The following is an 18,643-nucleotide window of genomic DNA, read 5'->3' as shown; positions in this document are numbered from 1 at the left end:
AAGCGTTTGCGCGGAGATCATGCTTGAACAAAGAGCTTTCGTCGCCGCGCTCGAAATCCCTTTGTGCACAGAATTTCGGAGGTAGCCCTTTCGAGCGAAGCGCGCCGTTTCGCCGCGCAGTGAATTGATTGGAACGTTGCTCCGCAACGGCGTATTTAATAAGTCTCGGTGCGGTCTGTTTGTTGCGTATGCAGCGTGGCGCCACAGCTGATTTGTGCAGCGAACCGCACCTCCGTCTGGGAGCTTACCCGTGATGGAGCACAAGATGAGCATTGGCAATCGCCTCTTGGCCGCGCTGCCGCCCGCCGATCTCGATTTGCTTGTACCTCACCTGCGGAAAGTCTCGCTGGAGCGCGATCTCGTGCTGATCCGGTCCGGCGACGCGGTCGAACACACCTATTTCCCCTGCAGTGCGGTGGTTGCGTTCGTCATGGACATGCCGAACGGGCAGACGGTCGCGACAAACATCGTCGGCAACGAGGGGGCGGTCGGTATCTTGTCGGCGCTACGGCCGGTGAGCTCGCCGATAACGGCGGTCGTTCGCGTTGCCGGTACCGCGTGGCAGCTATCCCCGGCACGGCTTCAAACGGCGCTTGCCCGGGGTGGGGCGCTTGCCGAGGCGGTGCAAGTCCACATGCGGACGCTCTTGATCCAATTCCAGCACATCGCGGCGTGCAACGCGCTGCATTCGGTGGAGGCGCGTCTGGCCCGCTGGTTGCTGCAGGTCCACGATCAGGTCGGCAATGACGTCCTGCCGCTGACGCAGGAGACGCTGTCGGAGATGCTTGGTGTGCGCCGAACGACTGTGACCCATGCGGTGCACAAGCTCCGTGAAACGCAGGCGATCCGGTCCAACCGGCGGAGCTCGATCGAGATCGACCGGCCACGGCTCGAGGCGGCGGCCTGCGACTGTTATCAGCTCATGCGCGGCAGGGTCGATCATCTTGTGTCGCCGGAAGCTGCGAAGCCGCACGGCCATGGGCGGGCGGCGCATGGACATCCGCGCCATCACGCTTCGGTGTGGGCCGAGACCGGCACGCTGCACGCACGATTTCAAGCCGCGAGCGGCCAGCGGTCAGGGGACCATTGAAGGTATCGTCTGATGGACCGGCGTGGCGGCGCAGACGCCGATGTCACGACATGCCTTGGTTCATGAAGCCTTGGTCATGATGCCTTGCGCAGCTCTTCGGTCGGTTCATGGACCCAGGCCTCCTTGGCGAACCATTCGTGACTGATCCGGCAGATCTTGCAGTAGGTGCGCGCAAAGAACACCGCGCTGCAGCGGAATGTCTCGCGGTCGGTCTTCATGTCGGTCGGAATCGCGCGGCCCGTCTCCGGGCACCTGATCATGACAACTCCCACATCGATCTCCCTTGTATCGGTGATTGTCGGCTGGGCGCCGTCAGCCGAACTGCGCCTTCTTGTGGGAGGCGTTTGATGTGGCGACCTTATGCGCGATCGAGATCAGGGCTTCAGTTCGCTTCCTGACTCTTGGCGAGATTTTGCCGCCGGTGCGTCAGGCAGCCGCAGGCTGAAGCGGAACACGACAATCCAACATCGCCACGTTTCGTGGGCACGCCAATCGTGCTTGAGGGCGGTGAGTGGCACTGCGGTTAACCAGCTGTTAACCAAGCCGTCCCATCCTCGATGCGTCTCCAACATCGCGGCCTGCACCATGATCGCCGACAGCAACAGCAGCATCGCCTGGCACCGGGTTCAATTGAAGAAGAACCGCGAGGCCCTCCGAGATCTCGAGATCGCCCGTTTCAAGGTCGGCGCATTTTCCGGCGCAGCCGGTCAGGCGCAGGACAGGGCTGCGGCCGGCATCAAGCGCAAGATCGCCGAATCCGAGCGCTGCATCGCCGATTACGAGCGCCGCACCAAGCGCCCGCTCGCGACCGACCTGCGCAGCCTGGCGCGGGTCAACTGGGCGGCGTGGGATACTTATGTGCCGCAGCATCGGCAGGCCGTTTCGAGAACCACAACGCTAGCCCGACCACAGGCCTTGCGGGCAGTCAGGGATGCTATACAGTAGCTCGTCGATCAGCATCGACCAGCGCGCAGTCTGCTCATATGCGCAGGAGCGATCTGCAGCAGAAAGAGCAATGCCGGAGCATTGCCCTCTTTGCAATGACAGTTCAGGTGCTGGGGCACCAGCAATCACGTCGCCGGCATAGCCGATCATCTGCGCCCGATCTGCAAGCATCACGCGTGTGCCGACCGGCACCTGACGGTGCGACTTGGCACGGGAATACGGCAGTTCATTCATCGACTTACCATTTGGGTAAAGCGCTTCATGCTCGGCCCAATTATCGAAATTCAAGCGATCGATATTATCGACGAATGTTTTAGCCGGAGTGTTATCGGCCAGGATCAGCGAGTGATCGTCCAGCTCAACATGGTAGTAGGTGTAAGTCGTTGGGACGGCCGACTCGCGTACGATTGATGTGCCATTGACAAGGGCGCCGGCCTGGATCAAGGCGCTATCAACCAGCAAAGCATGGTCCGGAGAGACCAAGAGATCCCGGCATATGGGATCGCATATCAAGCCGTAAACCGGTATAATCGTACTTCGGCACCGGGTGGCTGGCGTTAATGATGCGGCAGCGTTCGAATTCCCGGATAGATTATGTTGATGTAGTACGTTTGAGTCTGTCTTGCGCCCATTTCTCAAAGTCGATTTTCAGTTCTTATGACCACGTCCAATTCTAATGAAGCTCATCGATTGATCGAGGAGGGCCGGCGACTGCGTAGCGCCGGAAACCGATCTGGATCGCTTGATGCCTTTAAAAGAGCCGCCGTTGCTGATCCGGCGAGCACGACTGCGATTGTCGAAGCTGCCTATGACCATTTGCATCTTGTCCAGATTGCCGAAGCGCGTACTGCATTCGAACGTGGCCTCACGTCTGATCCGGAAAACAAGGCGGCGTTAATCGGTTTGGGTCACACTTTTCGCCATCTCGGGCAACTCGGCGATGCAGAGCAAAATTTCCGAAAGGTTCTTGCCCTTGAGCCGGAGCACGGGGGCGCCAACGCCGGTCTCGGCTATACATTACGGTCGCTCGGCCGTAAGGACGAGGCGCTCGATGCTTTTCGCACCGTCATCAAGGGGGCTCCGACGAATAGCGGAGCCAAGATCGAAGCTGCAAATCTCCTGCGGGACCTGGGGCGCGCCGAGGAGGCGATCACACTTCTGAGGGAGGTCGTCGATCGCGAACCCGGAAACGTCGGGCAGTTGGTCGCACTCGGCAGGCTGCTCAAGCAGGCTGGGCGATTAGATGAAGCGGCGGACGTCTTTCGCACGACGATTGCAATTGACCCTGACAATCCGGGCTACAAGATCGAGCTCGGGCATTTGCTCCGTGACGTCGATGCGCTCGATGAGGGCCAAACGCTGCTTGAAGGCGTCTTGCACCAAAGCCCGGACAATGTAGCCGCTTGGGTCGCATTGGGTTGGCTGCATCGTAAGGCCAAGCGCGTCGAGGCCGCCTCCGACGCGTTCCGCAAAGCGGTTGCAATACAGCCCAGCAATGCCGGTTCCCTTCACGCTTTGGGATTGATCGAGCGTGAACTCGGTCACTACGCCTCGTCCCTCGATTATTTCAATCAGGCTCGTCAAACTGATCCGGAAGCACTGTATATTCGTCTGGAAATCGGCAATACCCTGCAGAAGCTTCAGCGCTTCGACGATGCCATTGGCGAATACGGAGCTGCTATCGCAAAATGGCCATCTTCGCGCGACGCGCATCTCGGTCTTGGCTACGCGCTCCGCAGCGCCGGTCGCAGCGAAGAGGCGCTCGCTGCGTTCGAGAAAGCTGCGATCGTCGATGTGAAGCACCCGAATGCGTCCATCGAAGCCGGCCATCTGTTGCTGCGATTCGGTCGGCCACTTGAGGCCGATCAGCGTTTTCGCATGGCGCTGGAGCGCTCGCCTGGTAACGGGGCCGCGCTGGTGGGGCTCAGCTATGCTGTTCGTCGTTTGGGCCGGCTGGACGAAGCCGAAACCGTTTTACGCGAAGTCCTGGCCAAACAACCGGACAACAGTGGTGCGCGCGTGGCGCTCGGACATCTGCTCGATGCTCTGTACAGGCTCGATGAAGCGGCTGAGTTGTTTTCGGCGGTCATAGACCGTCAGCCCGATCACGCCGATAGCCACGCCGCACTCGGCAACATTCATCGCCGCCGCGGTGATCGTATGGCTGCCCTTGAAGCATTTCGGCGCGCTGCTGACGCAGACCCTCTCAATAAGGCACGCTTGGTCGATGTTGCCACCGAACTCCGCGATCTGGGCCAGTTTGAGGAAAGCAGGCTGATCCTTGATGACGTGCTCAAGGCCGATCCGACGGACGCACGGGCGCTGCTCCAGCGCGGCCAATTGTTGCGACGCCAGGACCAGAGAGTAGAAGCTCTTGCTGTGTTTCAGCAACTTTTATCGGCGCATCCCGGCCACGCGCAAGCTATGGTCGAAGCGGCGGCTGAAGAACGTGCTCTGGGACGTCCGGTCGAGGCCAAGCAATTGCTGTTGCGGGCACTCGAAACGGAAACGGATCAAATCGGTGCGCTGATGGCGCTGGCCGAAATTGCTATGCAGAGCGACGACGCTGCCGGTGCTCTGGACTTCTATCGGCGCGCTGCGGCAGCACATCCAACCCACGTCTGGACCTGGATGGGTGGGGCCCGCGCCGCTTTCGAATTGGGCGAGCGCGACGAGGCGTTCCGAATGATCGCAGAGGCGCGCGACAAACTCGGCGCGCATCCGGAGATCACGGGCACCGAGATCGAACTGCTGCGCCACCAGCGCGACTGGAGTCGCGCCATGTCGATTCTGGACGAAGAGTTTGCCCGGACGCCACGGCAGAACTTCTGGCTATGGTCGCATCGCGTCCAGATTGCGACCATGACAGCAGACTACGACCGGGCGGCGGAAGCACTGGACAAGTCGCCGGCCTCAAGCGTCGTGGACCACGCCCGCGTCGCATTGCTCCGCGGCCAGTTGGCTGAAGCGCAGTTCCGATACGACGACGCAATCTCAGCCTATCGGGAATCGATCGCCGGCAATCCCAGTGACGCGTGGGCTCATTTCGAGCTTGCGCGGGCCGCCCTGATGAACCTCGACCTAGAGACGTCGCGAACCGCGCTGGGCCACTTCATCCGGATAAGCCGCTCCTCTCTGCTGCTCAAGGGGCAGTCGCTAAGCCCGTCACAAAACCATGTCGGCCAGTTGCTTGACGAATTCGTTCTGGACGGAGAGGCTCTGGCCGAGCTGAAGCGAATCTGGGGGCAGCCGCGAGAAGATCGGTTCAAAGGGTTGCGCGCGATGCTGCGCGACTATCCGGACTATACCCCGGCGGCGATCGCAGTCTGCATCGTCTTAAGGCAGGAAGGGGCGTTTGCACCGGAGAAACCAGCCGCTGATGAGCCGCAAAGTCCGATCCCGCGGCATGTGTTGCAATTCTGGGACCGCGATCCGCCGGACGACGTGCGTGAACTGATGGCGACGTGGCGGCGACTCAATTCAGGCTATCGCTGGACTGGATTTGAGGATTCAACGGCAGCCGACTTCCTTCGCTCCGAATTTGGCGGCGATATTCTGCGGGCCTATACGCGCACGCAGTTGCCGGCGCAGAAAGCGGATTTGTTCCGTCTCGCATATCTGGCGGCGCGAGGCGGGATTTATGCGGATGCGGACGACCGTTGCCTGGTTGGATTCGACAGTTATTTCGATCCTCGGGCGACGTTGATCGTGCATCAGGAGAACTATGGTTCCATCGGCAACAATTTCATTGCGGCGGTGCCGGAGCATCCGGTAGTTGTGCGCGCGCTGGAGCTTGCCGCGGCGGCCATGGTGCGGGGGGATACAGATTTGGTTTGGCTCGCGACCGGACCGGGGCTGCTCACACGGGCGTTTGCACTGCAATGGGCGAAGCAAAGCGACGGCCAGTTGCTGCGTAGGACGCAGGTGCTTGACCTCGGAGAATTGCAGCGACGGATCGGCATCCACTGTCCGGTACAGTATAAATCGACGGACCGTCACTGGAGCCGGAAAGCATTTGGCCGAGCAAAGCGACGTGTTTAAGGTCTCTATCGAAGCCGCTCGTCAGGCGCAGGACAGGGCTGCGGCCGGCATCAAGCGCAAGATTGCCGAGTCCGAGCGCCTGATCGCCGATTATGAGCGGCGCACCAAGCGTCCGCTCGCGACAGACCTGCGCAGCCTGGCGCGGGTCAACTGGGCGGCGTGGGATACCTATGTGCCGCAGCACCGGCAGGCGTCGTCACGCGCCTGATTGTTCGAGGCAAGGGATCCGCTGCGCGATTGCGCCGGGGCCCGCGACGCGCCGGCACTTTGTCGTCGCAGGCTGCAGCGGCGCCGCGACATCTCGCATCGCCACCGGGCTGTGTGCCACAGCGAAGATATCCATCGCATCGTCAAAGCCCTTGAATGCCCGCTTTGCGAGCCGCGTCAGTGCAAAGTCGTCGTTGACCTGCCTGGCCATGACGGGATCGAGCAGGATCTGAGCGTCGTCCGCCGCATCGCAGAGCCGTGACGCCAGGTTGACGACATTTCCGATGGCGGTGTAGTCGAGCCGGCCCTCATAACCGACTGTTCCGACGGTGGCCGGCCCGATCGCGGCGCCAATCCCGAAGCCGATCGCGTAACCCCTGGCGCGCCAGTTCGCGACCAGCGCCTGGACCGCCGCCTGCATGTCGATCGCCAATCGGACGCCGAGCTGCGCCGGATTCTCGCAAGCCACGGGCGCATTGACGAGCACCATGACGCCGTCTCCCGCGAAGCGGATCAGGGTGGCGCGATGGCGTGTCGTCACAGCGCCGACAGCCTCGTAATATTCCCGCAGCAGCGCCATGATCGAGTCGGGGGCGGCACGCACCGAGCAGGCGGTGAAGCCGCGCAAGTCGCCGAAGATCGCCACGACATCGCGCTGTTCGTCCAGAAGGCGCTGATTGGAGGTTTCGATCAATTCGGCCACCTGGGGCGCCAGGAACTGCTTCAACCGGGTGATGCGCTCGGATTTTTGCTGTGAGATGCCAAGTTCCTCCGCCATCTCGTTGAAGCGAGCGGCCAATTGCTCCAGCTCGTCGCCGCTGTGGATGGCGATGCGGTGGTCGAAATGGCCCATGCCGATGCGTTCGACGCCGGTCTCGAGGTGTTTGATCGGCCCGGACATGCGGTGTGCGAGCCAATAGGCGAGGGTGCACGCGACCACGGCGCCGATGGCGATCAGCGCCAGCGAGCGCCAGAGTGCCCAGCGGATCGATTCGAATGCCTCGAAGATCGGCTGCTGGGCGATCACGGTCCAGCCGACATTGCTGGCACGCACCGCGAGCGCGACGACGGGTTTGCCGTCGTCGCCGGTCGTCACCACGGCCGAACCGTTGGCGGCGCTGACCGCGGCCTTGAGCCCCTCGAAATCGCCGGATGCGGCGTTGCCGCGCAGAACCAGGCTGATGTCAGGATGAGCGATCAGGCGGCCGGAATCGTCGATGATGAAGGCGTGGCCGGTGTCGCCGATCCTGATGGCGGCAATCACGTCGCGGATCAGTTTCAAATTGATGTCGGCAATCACGATCCCGGCCACAGGGCGCTTTCCGGCCACGGCGATCCGCATGTAGGGTTCCGAATCGTGCCGGTACTGAACGGGGCCGTACCAGACGCCGCCGGCGCGCGCGCCGATCACGGCGGGGTCCTCCGACATGTCGATGCCCCGGCCGATGCGGTTCAGTCGCATGCGCGACACGAACACGCGCTCGATCCCGGCCTGATCGATCAGGTTGACCGAAACGACCGCGGGGACCTGCTGCAGCAACCGCAGTGCATCGATCCGGCGCCGGTCGTCCTCGTTCGCTGTCCATGGCGACTGCACGACCCAGCCGAGCTGGTCGCTGATGCCGTCGATGAACGTCTGCATCCGGCTGGCGGTCGAGCGGGCTTCGACCTGGAGAACCTCGTTGAGATAGCGCCATTGATCGCGGTACGCGAACCACGCTTCGCTCATGGCGCCGAGCATGAGGGGAACGGCGACCGCGGCAAACATCGTCACGAAGTATTTGACGAAGAGCGGGCGGCGCGCACGGGTCACGACGAGGGAACCTCGCAAGCGCGGCGTCGCACCGGCAACCGACATGGCGGTTTCATTCGATCACCCTGTTGGTCCGAAACAGCACCGAGGATTCGTCCAGCTCGATACCGAGCAGCCGGGCCGTCCTGAGATTGACGACGAACTCGAATTTGGTGGGCTGCACGACCGGAAGATCGGCCGGACGCTCACCGCGCAGGATCCGGTCGGCGTAGGCCGCCAGCGAGAAGTAGGTCGCCCGCTGGTTCGCGCCATAGCTGGCAAGGCCTCCCGCCTCGCAATACTCGCTCCATCCGAACATCGAGGGCAAATGCTGGTCGATGGCGAACTGAGCGATCCTGGACCGATGCACCATCGTGGTGGCGTCCGGGAACACCAGCAACGCATCGGCGCGTGCATTGGCGGCCGCGCCGAGCGCAGCTTCCACTTCCCGCGGGCCGGCGAACGGGACGTAGACTGGTGTGATCTCCAGCTCGCGGCAGGCCTCGCGGGTCGCGCGCCATTCGGATTGCTCACCGGGGTGATTGGTGTTCGACAGCACCGCAAGCCTGCGCAGCTTCGGGAAGATGTCCTTCAGCAGCTCAACCCGTTTTCCTGCCAGCTCCAGCGAGAGGAATGTCGAACCCGTGAAGTTGCCGCCGGGTTGGCCGAGGCTCTTGACGATGCCGAGCTCCACCGGGTCTCCGCTCAGCGCGAACAGGACGGGGACCTCGGTCACTTCGGTCATCGCGCGCGTCGCCGGACCGCTCGATACCGCGAGGTCGATGTTGCCGCGCCTGAGTTCGGAAATCGCCTGACGCAGCCCGGCCGGATCGCCGGGAGCGTAGTGCAGCTCGAAGGTCAGGTTCTTTCCCTCGACGTAGCCCCGTGCGCGCATGCCTTCGCGGAACCCGTCCAGGAACGGGTCCGGCAGCGACTGGGTGGAAAACCACAGAATATGATAGCGCTTGGTCGCTTCCTGCGATTGCGCGGCGACCGGCCATGCCATCGCTCCACCGACAAGCCTGATGAAATCTCGCCGTCTCATGGCCGCCAAGTTAGGCCTAAACCTCTGGCAACGCTTTGAGCTGGTGCTTAGGCGCAGTCCAGACAAGCTTGATTTTTGCTTGACCACGACTGTGCGCCGCTGCGGCTGCAATGCACGTATCCGTGCGCGCAGTCGTCCCGTCCAATAGGTCAGTGTCCCTCAATCTCAGCGCGAGCCAATTCAAACCGGCCCGCGGCAGCGTCCGTTGCGCTGATCCAGAATGTCAGATTGCCTGCGTCCCACCAGCAGAACCGCGGACCCCACGGATCGGTGTCGAGCTGAAGCAGGAGCACTGGTTCCGGCCCGGTCATGGTCTCGCCCTGGATGTCGTTGGGGGGACCCAGCATGCGGTGGCCCGACCCGAAACAGGATTGGGTCGGGTGCGCTGCCAATACTTCGTCTGCATGTCCGATAGCCGTTTCGGGATGATCAATTAGCAATGTCGCGAGCGATATCTTCGCTGCCTGCTGCGATTCGAACGACGAAAAGCCCAGGCCGTATCTTGTAATCTGCTCCCGCAGCGCGTCCGCCTCGGCGACAATAGCGACCACTGACGCGCGGTGTTCGCTATCGAGAATAGTCGCACGTCCGAGATCCGTGAGCTGATGCCACAGCGCGATCGCGCGTTGCCGCCAGTCAGCATACTCGCGCTCATACTTGAGCCAAAACTCGGGAGATACCACGTTGTCGATGTAGGCTGGTCGGGGCAGTTTGTCTTCCCACTTGGAGGGACGCTTCTCAAATTCCAGGTATTCTTCGCCATATTGAATTGCTGCGCTTCGAATGGTCGAGAATGGCAGGATGTTTTCACTCCAATCATTGCGAGCGAAGTTGATATGGAGCAGTGCGTCTTCGACACGAAAAGGCAGATCGGTATCGCGAAATTCGAAGCCGGTTTCTGTTCGTCTCTGACGCGGCTCAGGCTCGTCGGCGATGAGGGCCGCCCTGGCCCTCAATGGACAACGTGGAAAGAGATCGCCCGGCGGTGCATCGGTGTTGCGGAACTCCGCGGCATGCATGTGCGCGTAATCCAAATCGCCCAAGCCCCAACCTGCATCAGGTGGCGGTGCGCGTCGCGGAATGTCGCGTGCGTCCCCTGGATAATACAAGACGCGGGCGGCTTCAGGCCCATACTCGTGGAGCGGAACGTTGCTCTGGGACAGCACGAAAAAATAGAGTGTGCCGGTGGCCGGCAGCAAGCTGCGCTGGGAGACAGTCGGAAGCCCCGCCAGATCGATCTGCGCGACGAAGTCGAGCGCTGCGCTGGATCCGTCCTCGAACTGAATGCGTGGCCATGGCCAATCAGCCGGCAGGTTCGGCCAACCACCGAGTTGGCTGATCGTGTCGGCCGGGGCGGTGGCGGGCGGCCAATAACGCTCCAGTAGAATGACATCTGACGCCATTGAGAGACCCCCGGGACAGGACCCCATCCATTATGGCGCAACGCCAAGGTGTGGCACAACCGCCGATCGCCGCCAACGCAATCCGTGAAGCGGATACCGATCAGCCCAACCGCTGATCGCGTGCGTCTTGGGTGTCCTCGACCGCGACCTTGACCGCGGCGCTCGCCGCACTCTTGGCGGCTTCCTTGCGGCTTCCGATCTCGATCGCCTTGCGGCCGGAGATCTCGTGGCCGGCATCCTGCGGCATCTGCCAGAAGAACCAGCTCGAGGCCACCGAGATCAGCGAAACCACGATGAAGGCGGGCACGAACACGTCGGCCGTCAATTCGGCCTGGTGATGCAGCGCCAGTGTCGTCTCCACCGAGAACGCGCCGACCGCAACGCCGGCGGAGACTGCCAGCTGCTGGTTGACGCTGACCAGCGTGGTCGCGCGGCTCATCTGCGCGGCGTCGACCTCTGCGTATGCGACTGTGTTGATCGCGGTGAATTGCAGCGAGCGGAAGAAGCCGCCGACCACCAGGATGATGAAGATCAGCAGCAGTGGCGTCGTCACCGTGAACAGCGCGCAGGCCGCGAGGAAGACCGAGGAGATCACCGCATTGACGGTCATCATATTGCGAAAGCCGAAGGCGCGGATGATGCGTGCGGCCAGCGTCTTCATGCCCATCGCGCCGACCGCGGAGGCAAACGTCACGAGGCCGGACTGGAACGGCGTCAGGCCGAAGCCGATCTGCATCAGCAGCGGCAGCAGGAACGGCAGCGCGCCGATACCGAGACGGAACAGGAAGCCGCCGATGATCGCCGCGCGCAACGTCGGCAAGCGCAGCAGCGTGAAGTCGAGCACCGGCGAGCCGGTGCGGCGGGCATGGATCACGTAGAGCGTCATCGAGATCGAGCCGATGCCGACGAGGCCCGCGATCACCGACCACGGCAACAAATTGAGCCCGGCGACCGAGAGGCCGAAGGCGATGCCGGCAAGGCCGATGCCGGCGAGCACCAGGCCATAGAGGTCGAACGGCTCCGGATTCTCGCTCTTGATCGGGTCGATGTATCTCATCGCCAGGAAGATGCCGAGCAGCCCGATCGGAATGTTGATCAGGAAGATCCAGTGCCAAGAGGCGTAGGTGGTGATGAAACCGCCGAGCGGCGGGCCGATCACCGGCCCGATCAGCGCGGGGACCGTCACCCATGCCATGGCGTTGACGAGCGCGCTCTTGTCGACGGAGCGGAGCAGCACCAGCCGTCCGACCGGCGTCATCATCGCCCCGCCCATGCCCTGCAGGATGCGGGCGAACACGAAATCGGTGACCGAGGTCGACACCGCGCAGCCGACCGATCCCAGCATGAACACGACGATGGCGCCGGCGAACACGATGCGCGGGCCGAAGCGGTCGGCAGTCCAGCCGCTCGCCGGGATGAACACTGCGAGCGACAACAGGTACGAGGTGATCGCAAGCTTCAGCGTCAGCGGGCTGGTGCCGATGTCGGCGGCGATCGCCGGCAGCGAGGTCGCGATCACCGTGGAGTCCATGTTCTCCATGAACAGGGCAGTGGCCACGATGAGCGGGATCAGGCGTTCTTTGTTCATCAAATTCGGCGGGCTGAAAAAGGCGGGCGAGGGGGCTGTATCATCCCGCTGTCAGCCATGCCATTGCGGAACCTCCCGGATCACCTAAATCCTGCGTGACGCTGCCATGCATGGAATGGGCGTCGGAGGTTTGCCGTGATCTACGTCCTCGCCGCCCTGCTGCCGCCGATCGGCCTGCTCCTGAACGGGCAGCCGTTTTCGGCGATCTTCAATCTGGTCCTGATCGTGTTTTGCGCGATTTTCGGGCTGATTTTCCATGTGTTGCTGCTGGTGCCCTCGGCACATGCCCTGATCGCCGTGCACATGAAGCGGCAAGACCGGCGCCACCGCGAGGTGGTCGAGGCGATCCGCCAGCACGGGCCGCCGGCCGGCTACCGATAGCGTTTTCAAGCGAAGTGGGCGCCGGTTCGCGTGAAGAAAACGCGTCAAAACATAGAATCCGGGGCATGTCCCATCAGATTTTGGCGGGATGCAGGCCCTTAAAAAGCCTGTGCATGGCTGGCAAACGCTTTGATTCGGCCGCCTGCCATGCTAGGGACCAGCGTCAACCCCACCGATGGGCACCGATTCGACGGTGACGCCTCTGGCGCCGCCGAAGATGGCGTTCATCCCTGTTTGCTTTTGCGGCGGGATGCCGCTGAAAGGAGTTGGCAATGGCAACCGGACTTCAGGCGATCCGTGAGGCCTTCACGTTCGACGACGTGCTGCTGAAGCCCGGCCTCTCGGACGTTCTCCCCGGCGAAGTCGACATCCGCTCTCGCGTCACCCGCGCGATCCCGCTCAACATCCCGATCATGGCGTCCGCCATGGACACCGTCACTGAGGCGCGGATGGCGATCGCGATGGCCCAGGCCGGCGGTCTCGGCGTCATCCACCGCAACTTCGATCCCGAAGGGCAGGCCGCCCAGGTGCGGCAGGTCAAGCGCTACGAGTCGGGCATGGTGGTGAACCCGCTCACGATCGCGCCCGATGCGACGCTCTCCGATGCGCTGGCGCTGATGAAGGATCACGGCATCTCCGGCATTCCCGTCGTCACCGGCGGCAGCAAGACGACGCCCGGCAAGCTGGTCGGCATCCTGACCAACCGCGACGTCCGCTTTGCTACCGATCCGCGGCAGAAGGTCTCGGAGCTGATGACGCACGAGAACCTCGTCACCGTGCGCGAGAGCGTCAGCCAGGACGAGGCCCGGCGGATGCTGCACAAGCACCGCATCGAGAAGCTCGTCGTCGTCGACGACCAGTATCGCTGCGTCGGCCTGATCACCGTCAAGGACATGGAGAAGGCGGTCGCCCATCCGCTCGCCTGCAAGGACGCGCAGGGCCGTCTCCGCGTTGCGGCTGCGACCACGGTCGGCGAAACCGGCTATGAGCGTACCGAGCGGCTGATCGATGCCGGCGTCGACGTCGTCGTGGTCGATACCGCCCACGGCCATTCCAGGCACGTGCTGGCCGCGGTCAACCGCATCAAGCGACTCTCCAACGCGGTGCAGGTCGTCGCCGGCAACGTCGCCACCGAAGGCGGTGCGCAGGCGCTGATCGATGCGGGCGCCGACTGCATCAAGGTCGGCATCGGCCCGGGATCGATCTGCACCACGCGCATCGTCGCCGGCGTCGGCGTGCCGCAGCTCACCGCGATCATGGATGCGGTGGCGGCGGCCAAGAAGGCCGACATCCCCGTGATCGCCGATGGCGGCATCAAGTTCTCCGGCGATCTGGCCAAGGCGCTCGCCGCCGGTGCCGATATCGCGATGGTCGGCTCGCTGCTCGCCGGCACCGACGAGACGCCTGGCGAAGTCTTCCTGTGGCAGGGCCGCTCCTACAAGGCCTATCGCGGCATGGGCTCGGTCGGCGCGATGGCGCGCGGCTCGGCCGATCGTTACTTTCAGCAGGACATCAAGGACACGCTGAAGCTCGTGCCCGAGGGCATCGAGGGCCAGGTGCCCTACAAGGGCCCGGTCGGCAACGTCATGCACCAGCTCGCCGGCGGCCTCCGCGCGGCGATGGGCTATGTCGGTGCGAAGAATATCGCCGACTTCCACGAGAAGGCCGAGTTCGTCCGCATCACCGGCGCCGGCCTGCGCGAGAGCCACGTCCACGACGTGACGATCACGCGCGAAGCGCCGAACTATCCGGGCGGCGTGTAACGCGCTGCCGCGTCATTCCGCGGCGCCTCGTCCAACTGTGACCTGCAATTGCGCGCCGGAGAATTCTGGAATTCTCCGATGCGCAGTCGTGCGTTGCGCTCACGACTACCGAACATCATTTCAAACTTTGTTCGCTGGAAAGAGCAAATCCGTCTCCCTTGCGGGGAGGCGGGTTGCGTGACTACGTGTGCGCGACGAACCAACACCCAAGAGAGGAAAACCCAGATGTCCCAAGGCAAGCGCATCGTGCTCGCATCCCGCCCGCAGGGCGAACCCAACGCGTCCAATTTCCGGACCGAGGATTATGCGGTGCCGACGCCGGGTGCGGGCGAGGTGCTGTTGCGCACCATCTGGCTCTCGCTCGATCCCTATATGCGCGGGCGCATGAATGACGGCCCGTCCTACGCCGCGCCGGTGCCGGTCGGCGGCGTGATGGAAGCGGGCACGGTGTGCGAGGTGATCGCCTCCAACAATCCCGCCTTCGCCAAGGGCGACATCGTGCTGTCGCGCGCCGGCTGGCAGACCCATGCGATCTCCGACGGCAAGGGCCTTGCCAAGGTCGATCCGAAGCTCGCGCCGATCTCGACCGCGGTCGGTGTGCTCGGCATGCCCGGCATGACGGCGTACACGGGCCTGCTCGAGATCGGCAAGCCGAAGCCGGGCGAGACGGTGGTCGTTGCTGGCGCTTCCGGCGCGGTCGGATCGGCGGTCGGCCAGATCGCCAAGATCAAGGGCGCGCGGGCGGTCGGCATCGCCGGCGGCAAGGACAAGTGCGATTATGTCGTCAAGGAGCTCGGCTTCGAGGCCTGCCTCGATCACCGCGATCCGGATCTGGCGGCGAAGCTGAAGGAAGCCTGCCCGAAGGGCATCGACGTCTATTTCGAGAACGTCGGCGGCCCCGTGTTCGAGGCGGTCTATCCGCAGCTCAACGCCTTCGCGCGCGTGCCAGTGTGTGGCCTGATCGCCCACTACAACGACCGCGAGGCGCGGGCGCCGAAATGGGCCTCCTCGATCATGTTCGCGATCCTGACCAAGCGGCTGACCTTCCGCGGCTTCATCGTCAGCGACTTCGCCGCCATGCACGGCGACTTCCTGCGCGACATGTCGCAGTGGGTCCGCGAGGGCAAGGTGAAGTACAAGGAGTTCGTCACCGAGGGCCTCGACAGCGCGCCGGAAGCCTTCATGGGCCTGCTCAAGGGCGCCAATTTCGGCAAGCAGCTGGTGCGGGTCGGGCCGGACAAGGCCTGAGCGACGCTCGCACGTTTGGCCGCCGTTTCGTCCTGGGACGTCCTCGGCCGCCGCGGGGGTCTCAGCCCGCGCAGAAACGTAGCCAAAAGGCCACAATGGCCGGCATTTTGGGGGCTTTATGCCCCCATTTGCTTGACCGCGATGGGATCCCATTGAATCAATAGGTTAATTTTTAGTGTACTGAACACCAATTTTCGGGTGTCGCCATGTTGTTTGAGCTTGTTGTTTTCGGAATTATCCTGGTCGCCGTCGGCTATTGGGCAACCATGTACACCATGGGTCGCCGCGATGACGTGATCCACGGAAACTTCGTGCAGGACGAGGCCGCCGAGCCGGCCCCGCAAATGGCCGCGCGCCCGCAAATGCCGCCGCTTCCGGCGCGCCGACCCGCGCCCGCGGCGCCCCGCGCCAGCCGGGAATCGCTGCAGTCACTTCTCGCCGTCATCAAGCAGGATCTGAAGGACGCGGCGCAAGTCTAGGCGCCGCGCGATTTTCCGCTCACACGCTGCCGCGCTCGACGAGCACCAGCTCGACCATGCGGTGCTGCTCGGTCGCTGCGCCGGCGAGGTGCGCGAGCAGCAATTCCCCCGCGGTGCGGCCGATCGCTGGCGCATCGAAGGTGATGGTGGTGAGTCCCGGCGTGATCTGGGCCGCCACGTCATTGTCGCCAAAGCCGAGCAGTGCGAGATCGTGCGGGATCACGAGGCCGCGCGCGCGCGCCTCGATCAGCGCGCCGGTCGCCAGGAGATCATTGGCGCAAAATAGGGCGTCAATCGACCCGCCGCGGGCAAGCAGGTCGGCGAAGGCGGCGCGGCCGTCGGCGAGGCCGGTGATCTCGCCGACGCCGATCTCGTGGATGACCTCGAGCCCGAGCGCCTGGGCGGTGCTCCGAAAGCCGTCGCGGCGGAGCGCACCGCGACCGCCGCTGCGGCCGATGAAGGCGACGCGGCGATGGCCGGCGGCGGCCAGCCGTCGGGCTGCCATCGCGCCGGCATCGGCGTTGGAGAAGCCGACCAGCATGTCGATGGGGTCGCGGGGATAGGCCCAGGTCTCGATCACGGGGATCGCGAGCTCCTGCAGCGCCGCGCGGTTTTCCTCGAGCTCGATCACGCCGGTGAACATTACGGCCGCGGGGCGGATGCCGCGCAGCGACTGGATCATCGCGACTTCCTTGGCGTAGGAGTAGGAGGTCTGGCCGACCAGCACCTCAAAGCCCTCCGGCTCCAGCGCGGCGGCGAAGCCGCGCACCGCCATGCCGAATTGCTGGCTCAGGATGTTCGAGACGAAGGCGACCACGACGTTGGAGCGGCCGGAGCGCAGCGCGCGGGCGTGCGGGTTGGAGGCATAGCCGGTGGCCTCGATCACCTCGAGGATGCGGCCGCGGGTTTCCGGATTGACCATCTCGGGATGCCGCAGCACCCGCGACACCGTGATCGGGGAGACGCCGGCGCGGCTTGCCACTTCCTCGATGCGCGGCGGCCGTCCCGATGCCGCGCGGCCGGGCGGCGCGGGGACGCGCAGCACATCGTCGAATGTCGGCCTGGTCGGATCGGGCATCGAACCTCAGCTAAAGCGCGATGAGATTAGGTTGAATCGTCATCGCGCTTTAGTCCTTTGTTTGAGCATGATCTCCGCGCAAACGCCTTTGGCGTTTGTCGCGAGGGAAAACCGCTTCACACTTTTCCGGATCATGCTCTAAACGCGAAGCTTCGCATCAACTGCTCATCGAACCAAAGCGTGCGTCGGTGTCAACGGCCGACCGACCTGGACCAGGCAGTCGCCGCTCTGGCAGTCGGCATGCAGGCGTTGCGAGATCACGATGCCGTCGGCCGGGAAGTGGAGTGTTTCCTCCGGCGCCTCCGGCCGTTCGAAGTCGTGATACCAGCCCGCGACGTCGCCCGCGGTGACCCGTGCGCCCGGTGCGACCGCCGGCTCGAACCAGCCGCGCCGCGTCGCGAACACCGCCTGGGCATGGCTCTGCAGCGCCAGCAGCTCGGTTGCGCCCTCGACCGGCGCATGCGGGCCGAGCACCGGCGATGTGATGACGCGAAGGGCGATCAGCAGGCGGTCCACCGCACGCGCCGTCAGCGCCATAGTCTGCGGCGTCACCGTGCCGCCGCCGCCGAATTCGCCTGACAGGCCGATCGCGCCGGCGCGTGCTGCGCCCGCCATCGAGGTCGGCGCGTCGGCGCCATTCTCGGCGACGAAGGCGAACGGCATCCCCAGGCCCTTCATCAGGTCGAGCGCGCGTGAAAACATGTCGGGCGGGCCCTGCTGCTCGATCAGCGCGCAGGGCAGGTGCGCCATCGACGTGCCGCCGGAATGCAGGTCGAACACGACGTCGTGGCGCGGGAACAGCTCGTGCTCGAGGAAGTGCGCGAGCCGGAATGTCGGCGTGCCCGCCGCGTCGCCGGGGAAGGCGCGGTTGAGATTGCCCTCGTCGAGCGGCGAGCGGCGCCGCGCGGCCATCACCGCCGGCAAGTTGGCGAACGGCAGGATCGTGATCTCGCCGGTCACCGCGCTCTGGTCGAGCCGGCGATACAGCCGCGCCAGCGTCATTTCACCCTCATACTCGTCGCCATGGTTGCCGGCCATCAGCAGCACTTTTGGCCCGGTGCCGTTCTTGATCCGGAACACCGGAATCTTGAGCTGGAAATAGGGCGAGCGATCGATCGAGAAGGGAATGCCGAGATGGCCGGACCATTTCTGGTCCGCCGCGAAGTCGATGTCGTGGAAAACTCCGGTATGCATGTGCGTCTCAGAGTGCGGCGACGGCCGTCATCTCGACGCGCAGATCGGGATCGGCGAGCCGCGCTTCGACGCAGGCGCGCGCCGGCGGATTGGCCGGATCGATCCAGGCGTCGTAGACCGAGTTCATGGTGTCGAAGTCGGTGATGTGCGGCAGGAAGACGTTGACCGCGACGAGCTTCGAGCGGTCGGAGCCGGCCTGTTTGAGCAGCGCATCGATCTTGGCGAGCACCTGCTCGGTCTGCGACACGATGCCGGTCTTGCGGTCGTCGGCGACTTGTCCGGCGATATGCACCATACCGGCGCAGGCCACGGCCTGGCTCATGCGCGAGCCGACGACATAACGTTTGATCATTGTTGTTCTCCCGGTGAAAGTGGCCTCCCGCGCATTG

Annotated in this window: 18 protein-coding genes; 8 read left to right on the top strand and 10 right to left on the bottom strand. The window is 63.8% G+C overall.

Features of this window, described 5'->3' with window-relative positions:
- Nucleotides 1-253: 253 nt before the first annotated feature.
- Entirely contained in the window at nt 254-1,090 is an 837-nt protein-coding gene (locus tag JQ604_RS30040; RefSeq protein WP_212364334.1) for a Crp/Fnr family transcriptional regulator, read from the top strand.
- Nucleotides 1,091-1,164: 74 nt separating this feature from the next.
- Here JQ604_RS30040 and JQ604_RS30035 read toward each other — a convergent pair whose 3' ends face one another.
- Nucleotides 1,165-1,350 carry a hypothetical protein gene (locus tag JQ604_RS30035; RefSeq protein ID WP_249158854.1) on the bottom strand — a complete coding sequence of 62 codons (186 nt, stop codon included), beginning with the start codon at nt 1,348-1,350 and terminating at the stop codon, nt 1,165-1,167.
- Nucleotides 1,351-1,464: 114 nt separating this feature from the next.
- Entirely contained in the window at nt 1,465-1,701 is a 237-nt protein-coding gene (locus tag JQ604_RS30030; RefSeq protein WP_212364305.1) for a hypothetical protein, read from the bottom strand.
- On the opposite strand from JQ604_RS30030, the gene JQ604_RS30025 reads away from it, so the two are divergent.
- On the top strand, nt 1,676-2,035 hold the full coding sequence (locus JQ604_RS30025) for a hypothetical protein (RefSeq protein WP_212364304.1): 360 nt from the start codon (nt 1,676-1,678) through the stop codon (nt 2,033-2,035). The two genes, JQ604_RS30030 and JQ604_RS30025, sit on opposite strands and share 26 nt — an antisense overlap.
- Here the strand turns inward: JQ604_RS30025 and JQ604_RS41695 are convergent.
- A complete protein-coding gene (locus JQ604_RS41695; protein ID WP_283818038.1) occupies nt 1,988-2,518 on the bottom strand; it encodes a Hint domain-containing protein in 531 nt (176 codons plus the stop codon). The genes JQ604_RS30025 and JQ604_RS41695 overlap by 48 nt on opposite strands.
- 207 nt (nt 2,519-2,725) lie before the next feature.
- Here JQ604_RS41695 and JQ604_RS30015 point away from each other — a divergent pair, with 207 nt between their 5' ends.
- Nucleotides 2,726-6,076 (top strand): tetratricopeptide repeat protein, encoded by a 3,351-nt coding sequence (locus tag JQ604_RS30015; RefSeq protein ID WP_212364303.1) that lies wholly within the window; start codon nt 2,726-2,728, stop codon nt 6,074-6,076.
- Complete coding sequence (locus tag JQ604_RS30010; RefSeq protein WP_212364302.1) at nt 6,069-6,284, top strand: hypothetical protein; 216 nt, start codon at nt 6,069-6,071, stop codon at nt 6,282-6,284. The genes JQ604_RS30015 and JQ604_RS30010 overlap by 8 nt, the downstream gene beginning before the upstream one ends.
- On the opposite strand, the gene JQ604_RS30005 is transcribed toward JQ604_RS30010, so the two are convergent.
- The 4 genes from JQ604_RS30005 to JQ604_RS29990 form a co-directional block, all read right to left on the bottom strand.
- Nucleotides 6,273-8,141: a HAMP domain-containing protein gene (locus JQ604_RS30005; RefSeq protein ID WP_212364301.1), complete on the bottom strand. Its 1,869-nt coding sequence runs from the start codon at nt 8,139-8,141 to the stop codon at nt 6,273-6,275. The two genes, JQ604_RS30010 and JQ604_RS30005, sit on opposite strands and share 12 nt — an antisense overlap.
- 7 nt (nt 8,142-8,148) lie before the next feature.
- Complete coding sequence (locus JQ604_RS30000; protein ID WP_249158850.1) at nt 8,149-9,231, bottom strand: ABC transporter substrate-binding protein; 1,083 nt, start codon at nt 9,229-9,231, stop codon at nt 8,149-8,151.
- Nucleotides 9,232-9,269: 38 nt separating this feature from the next.
- Nucleotides 9,270-10,523, bottom strand: coding sequence for a DUF1963 domain-containing protein (locus JQ604_RS29995; RefSeq protein ID WP_212364300.1), 1,254 nt, complete (start codon nt 10,521-10,523; stop codon nt 9,270-9,272).
- 100 nt (nt 10,524-10,623) lie between these two features.
- Nucleotides 10,624-12,111 carry an MFS transporter gene (locus JQ604_RS29990; RefSeq protein WP_212364299.1) on the bottom strand — a complete coding sequence of 496 codons (1,488 nt, stop codon included), beginning with the start codon at nt 12,109-12,111 and terminating at the stop codon, nt 10,624-10,626.
- Nucleotides 12,112-12,246: 135 nt separating this feature from the next.
- On the opposite strand from JQ604_RS29990, the gene JQ604_RS29985 reads away from it, so the two are divergent.
- The 4 genes from JQ604_RS29985 to JQ604_RS29970 all read left to right on the top strand — a co-directional run bounded on the left by JQ604_RS29985 (nt 12,247) and on the right by JQ604_RS29970 (nt 15,982).
- Nucleotides 12,247-12,492, top strand: a complete 246-nt coding sequence (locus tag JQ604_RS29985) for a hypothetical protein (protein ID WP_212364298.1) — start codon at nt 12,247-12,249, stop codon at nt 12,490-12,492.
- A gap of 272 nt (nt 12,493-12,764) precedes the next feature.
- Nucleotides 12,765-14,255: an IMP dehydrogenase gene (guaB, locus tag JQ604_RS29980; protein WP_212364297.1), complete on the top strand. Its 1,491-nt coding sequence runs from the start codon at nt 12,765-12,767 to the stop codon at nt 14,253-14,255.
- Between the two features lie 225 nt (nt 14,256-14,480).
- Entirely contained in the window at nt 14,481-15,503 is a 1,023-nt protein-coding gene (locus JQ604_RS29975; protein ID WP_212364296.1) for an NADP-dependent oxidoreductase, read from the top strand.
- 206 nt (nt 15,504-15,709) lie between these two features.
- The gene (locus JQ604_RS29970) at nt 15,710-15,982 is read left to right on the top strand and encodes a hypothetical protein (RefSeq protein ID WP_212364295.1); all 273 of its coding nucleotides are present in this window, start codon (nt 15,710-15,712) and stop codon (nt 15,980-15,982) included.
- A 19-nt stretch (nt 15,983-16,001) separates the two neighbouring features.
- Here JQ604_RS29970 and JQ604_RS29965 read toward each other — a convergent pair whose 3' ends face one another.
- The 3 genes from JQ604_RS29965 to JQ604_RS29955 all read right to left on the bottom strand — a co-directional run bounded on the left by JQ604_RS29965 (nt 16,002) and on the right by JQ604_RS29955 (nt 18,606).
- Entirely contained in the window at nt 16,002-17,060 is a 1,059-nt protein-coding gene (locus tag JQ604_RS29965; RefSeq protein WP_212364294.1) for a LacI family DNA-binding transcriptional regulator, read from the bottom strand.
- A 165-nt stretch (nt 17,061-17,225) separates the two neighbouring features.
- A complete protein-coding gene (locus tag JQ604_RS29960) occupies nt 17,226-18,254 on the bottom strand; it encodes a succinylglutamate desuccinylase/aspartoacylase family protein (protein WP_212364293.1) in 1,029 nt (342 codons plus the stop codon).
- Nucleotides 18,255-18,261: 7 nt separating this feature from the next.
- Entirely contained in the window at nt 18,262-18,606 is a 345-nt protein-coding gene (locus JQ604_RS29955; protein ID WP_212364292.1) for a RidA family protein, read from the bottom strand.
- Between the last annotated feature and the right edge of the window lie 37 nt (nt 18,607-18,643).

Origin of the sequence: Bradyrhizobium jicamae, assembly GCF_018130695.1 — a bacterium.
Taxonomy (GTDB): domain Bacteria; phylum Pseudomonadota; class Alphaproteobacteria; order Rhizobiales; family Xanthobacteraceae; genus Bradyrhizobium; species Bradyrhizobium jicamae_B.
Note: the sequence above shows the minus strand (reverse complement) of the source record. Positions and strands in the feature narration are given on the sequence as shown.

Excerpts from the sequence above, each read along its gene's own strand:
- JQ604_RS30040 (WP_212364334.1), top strand. The coding sequence starts at position 254 with ATGGAGCACAAGATGAGCATTGGCAATCGCCTCTTGGCCGCGCTGCCG.
- JQ604_RS30035 (WP_249158854.1), bottom strand. The coding sequence starts at position 1,350 with ATGATCAGGTGCCCGGAGACGGGCCGCGCGATTCCGACCGACATGAAG.
- JQ604_RS30025 (WP_212364304.1), top strand. The coding sequence starts at position 1,676 with ATGATCGCCGACAGCAACAGCAGCATCGCCTGGCACCGGGTTCAATTG.
- JQ604_RS30030 (WP_212364305.1), bottom strand. The coding sequence starts at position 1,701 with ATGCTGCTGTTGCTGTCGGCGATCATGGTGCAGGCCGCGATGTTGGAG.
- JQ604_RS30005 (WP_212364301.1), bottom strand. The coding sequence starts at position 8,141 with ATGTCGGTTGCCGGTGCGACGCCGCGCTTGCGAGGTTCCCTCGTCGTG.
- JQ604_RS29995 (WP_212364300.1), bottom strand. The coding sequence starts at position 10,523 with ATGGCGTCAGATGTCATTCTACTGGAGCGTTATTGGCCGCCCGCCACC.
- JQ604_RS29990 (WP_212364299.1), bottom strand. The coding sequence starts at position 12,111 with ATGAACAAAGAACGCCTGATCCCGCTCATCGTGGCCACTGCCCTGTTC.
- guaB (WP_212364297.1), top strand. The coding sequence starts at position 12,765 with ATGGCAACCGGACTTCAGGCGATCCGTGAGGCCTTCACGTTCGACGAC.
- JQ604_RS29975 (WP_212364296.1), top strand. The coding sequence starts at position 14,481 with ATGTCCCAAGGCAAGCGCATCGTGCTCGCATCCCGCCCGCAGGGCGAA.
- JQ604_RS29970 (WP_212364295.1), top strand. The coding sequence starts at position 15,710 with ATGTTGTTTGAGCTTGTTGTTTTCGGAATTATCCTGGTCGCCGTCGGC.
- JQ604_RS29965 (WP_212364294.1), bottom strand. The coding sequence starts at position 17,060 with ATGCCCGATCCGACCAGGCCGACATTCGACGATGTGCTGCGCGTCCCC.
- JQ604_RS29960 (WP_212364293.1), bottom strand. The coding sequence starts at position 18,254 with ATGCATACCGGAGTTTTCCACGACATCGACTTCGCGGCGGACCAGAAA.
- JQ604_RS29955 (WP_212364292.1), bottom strand. The coding sequence starts at position 18,606 with ATGATCAAACGTTATGTCGTCGGCTCGCGCATGAGCCAGGCCGTGGCC.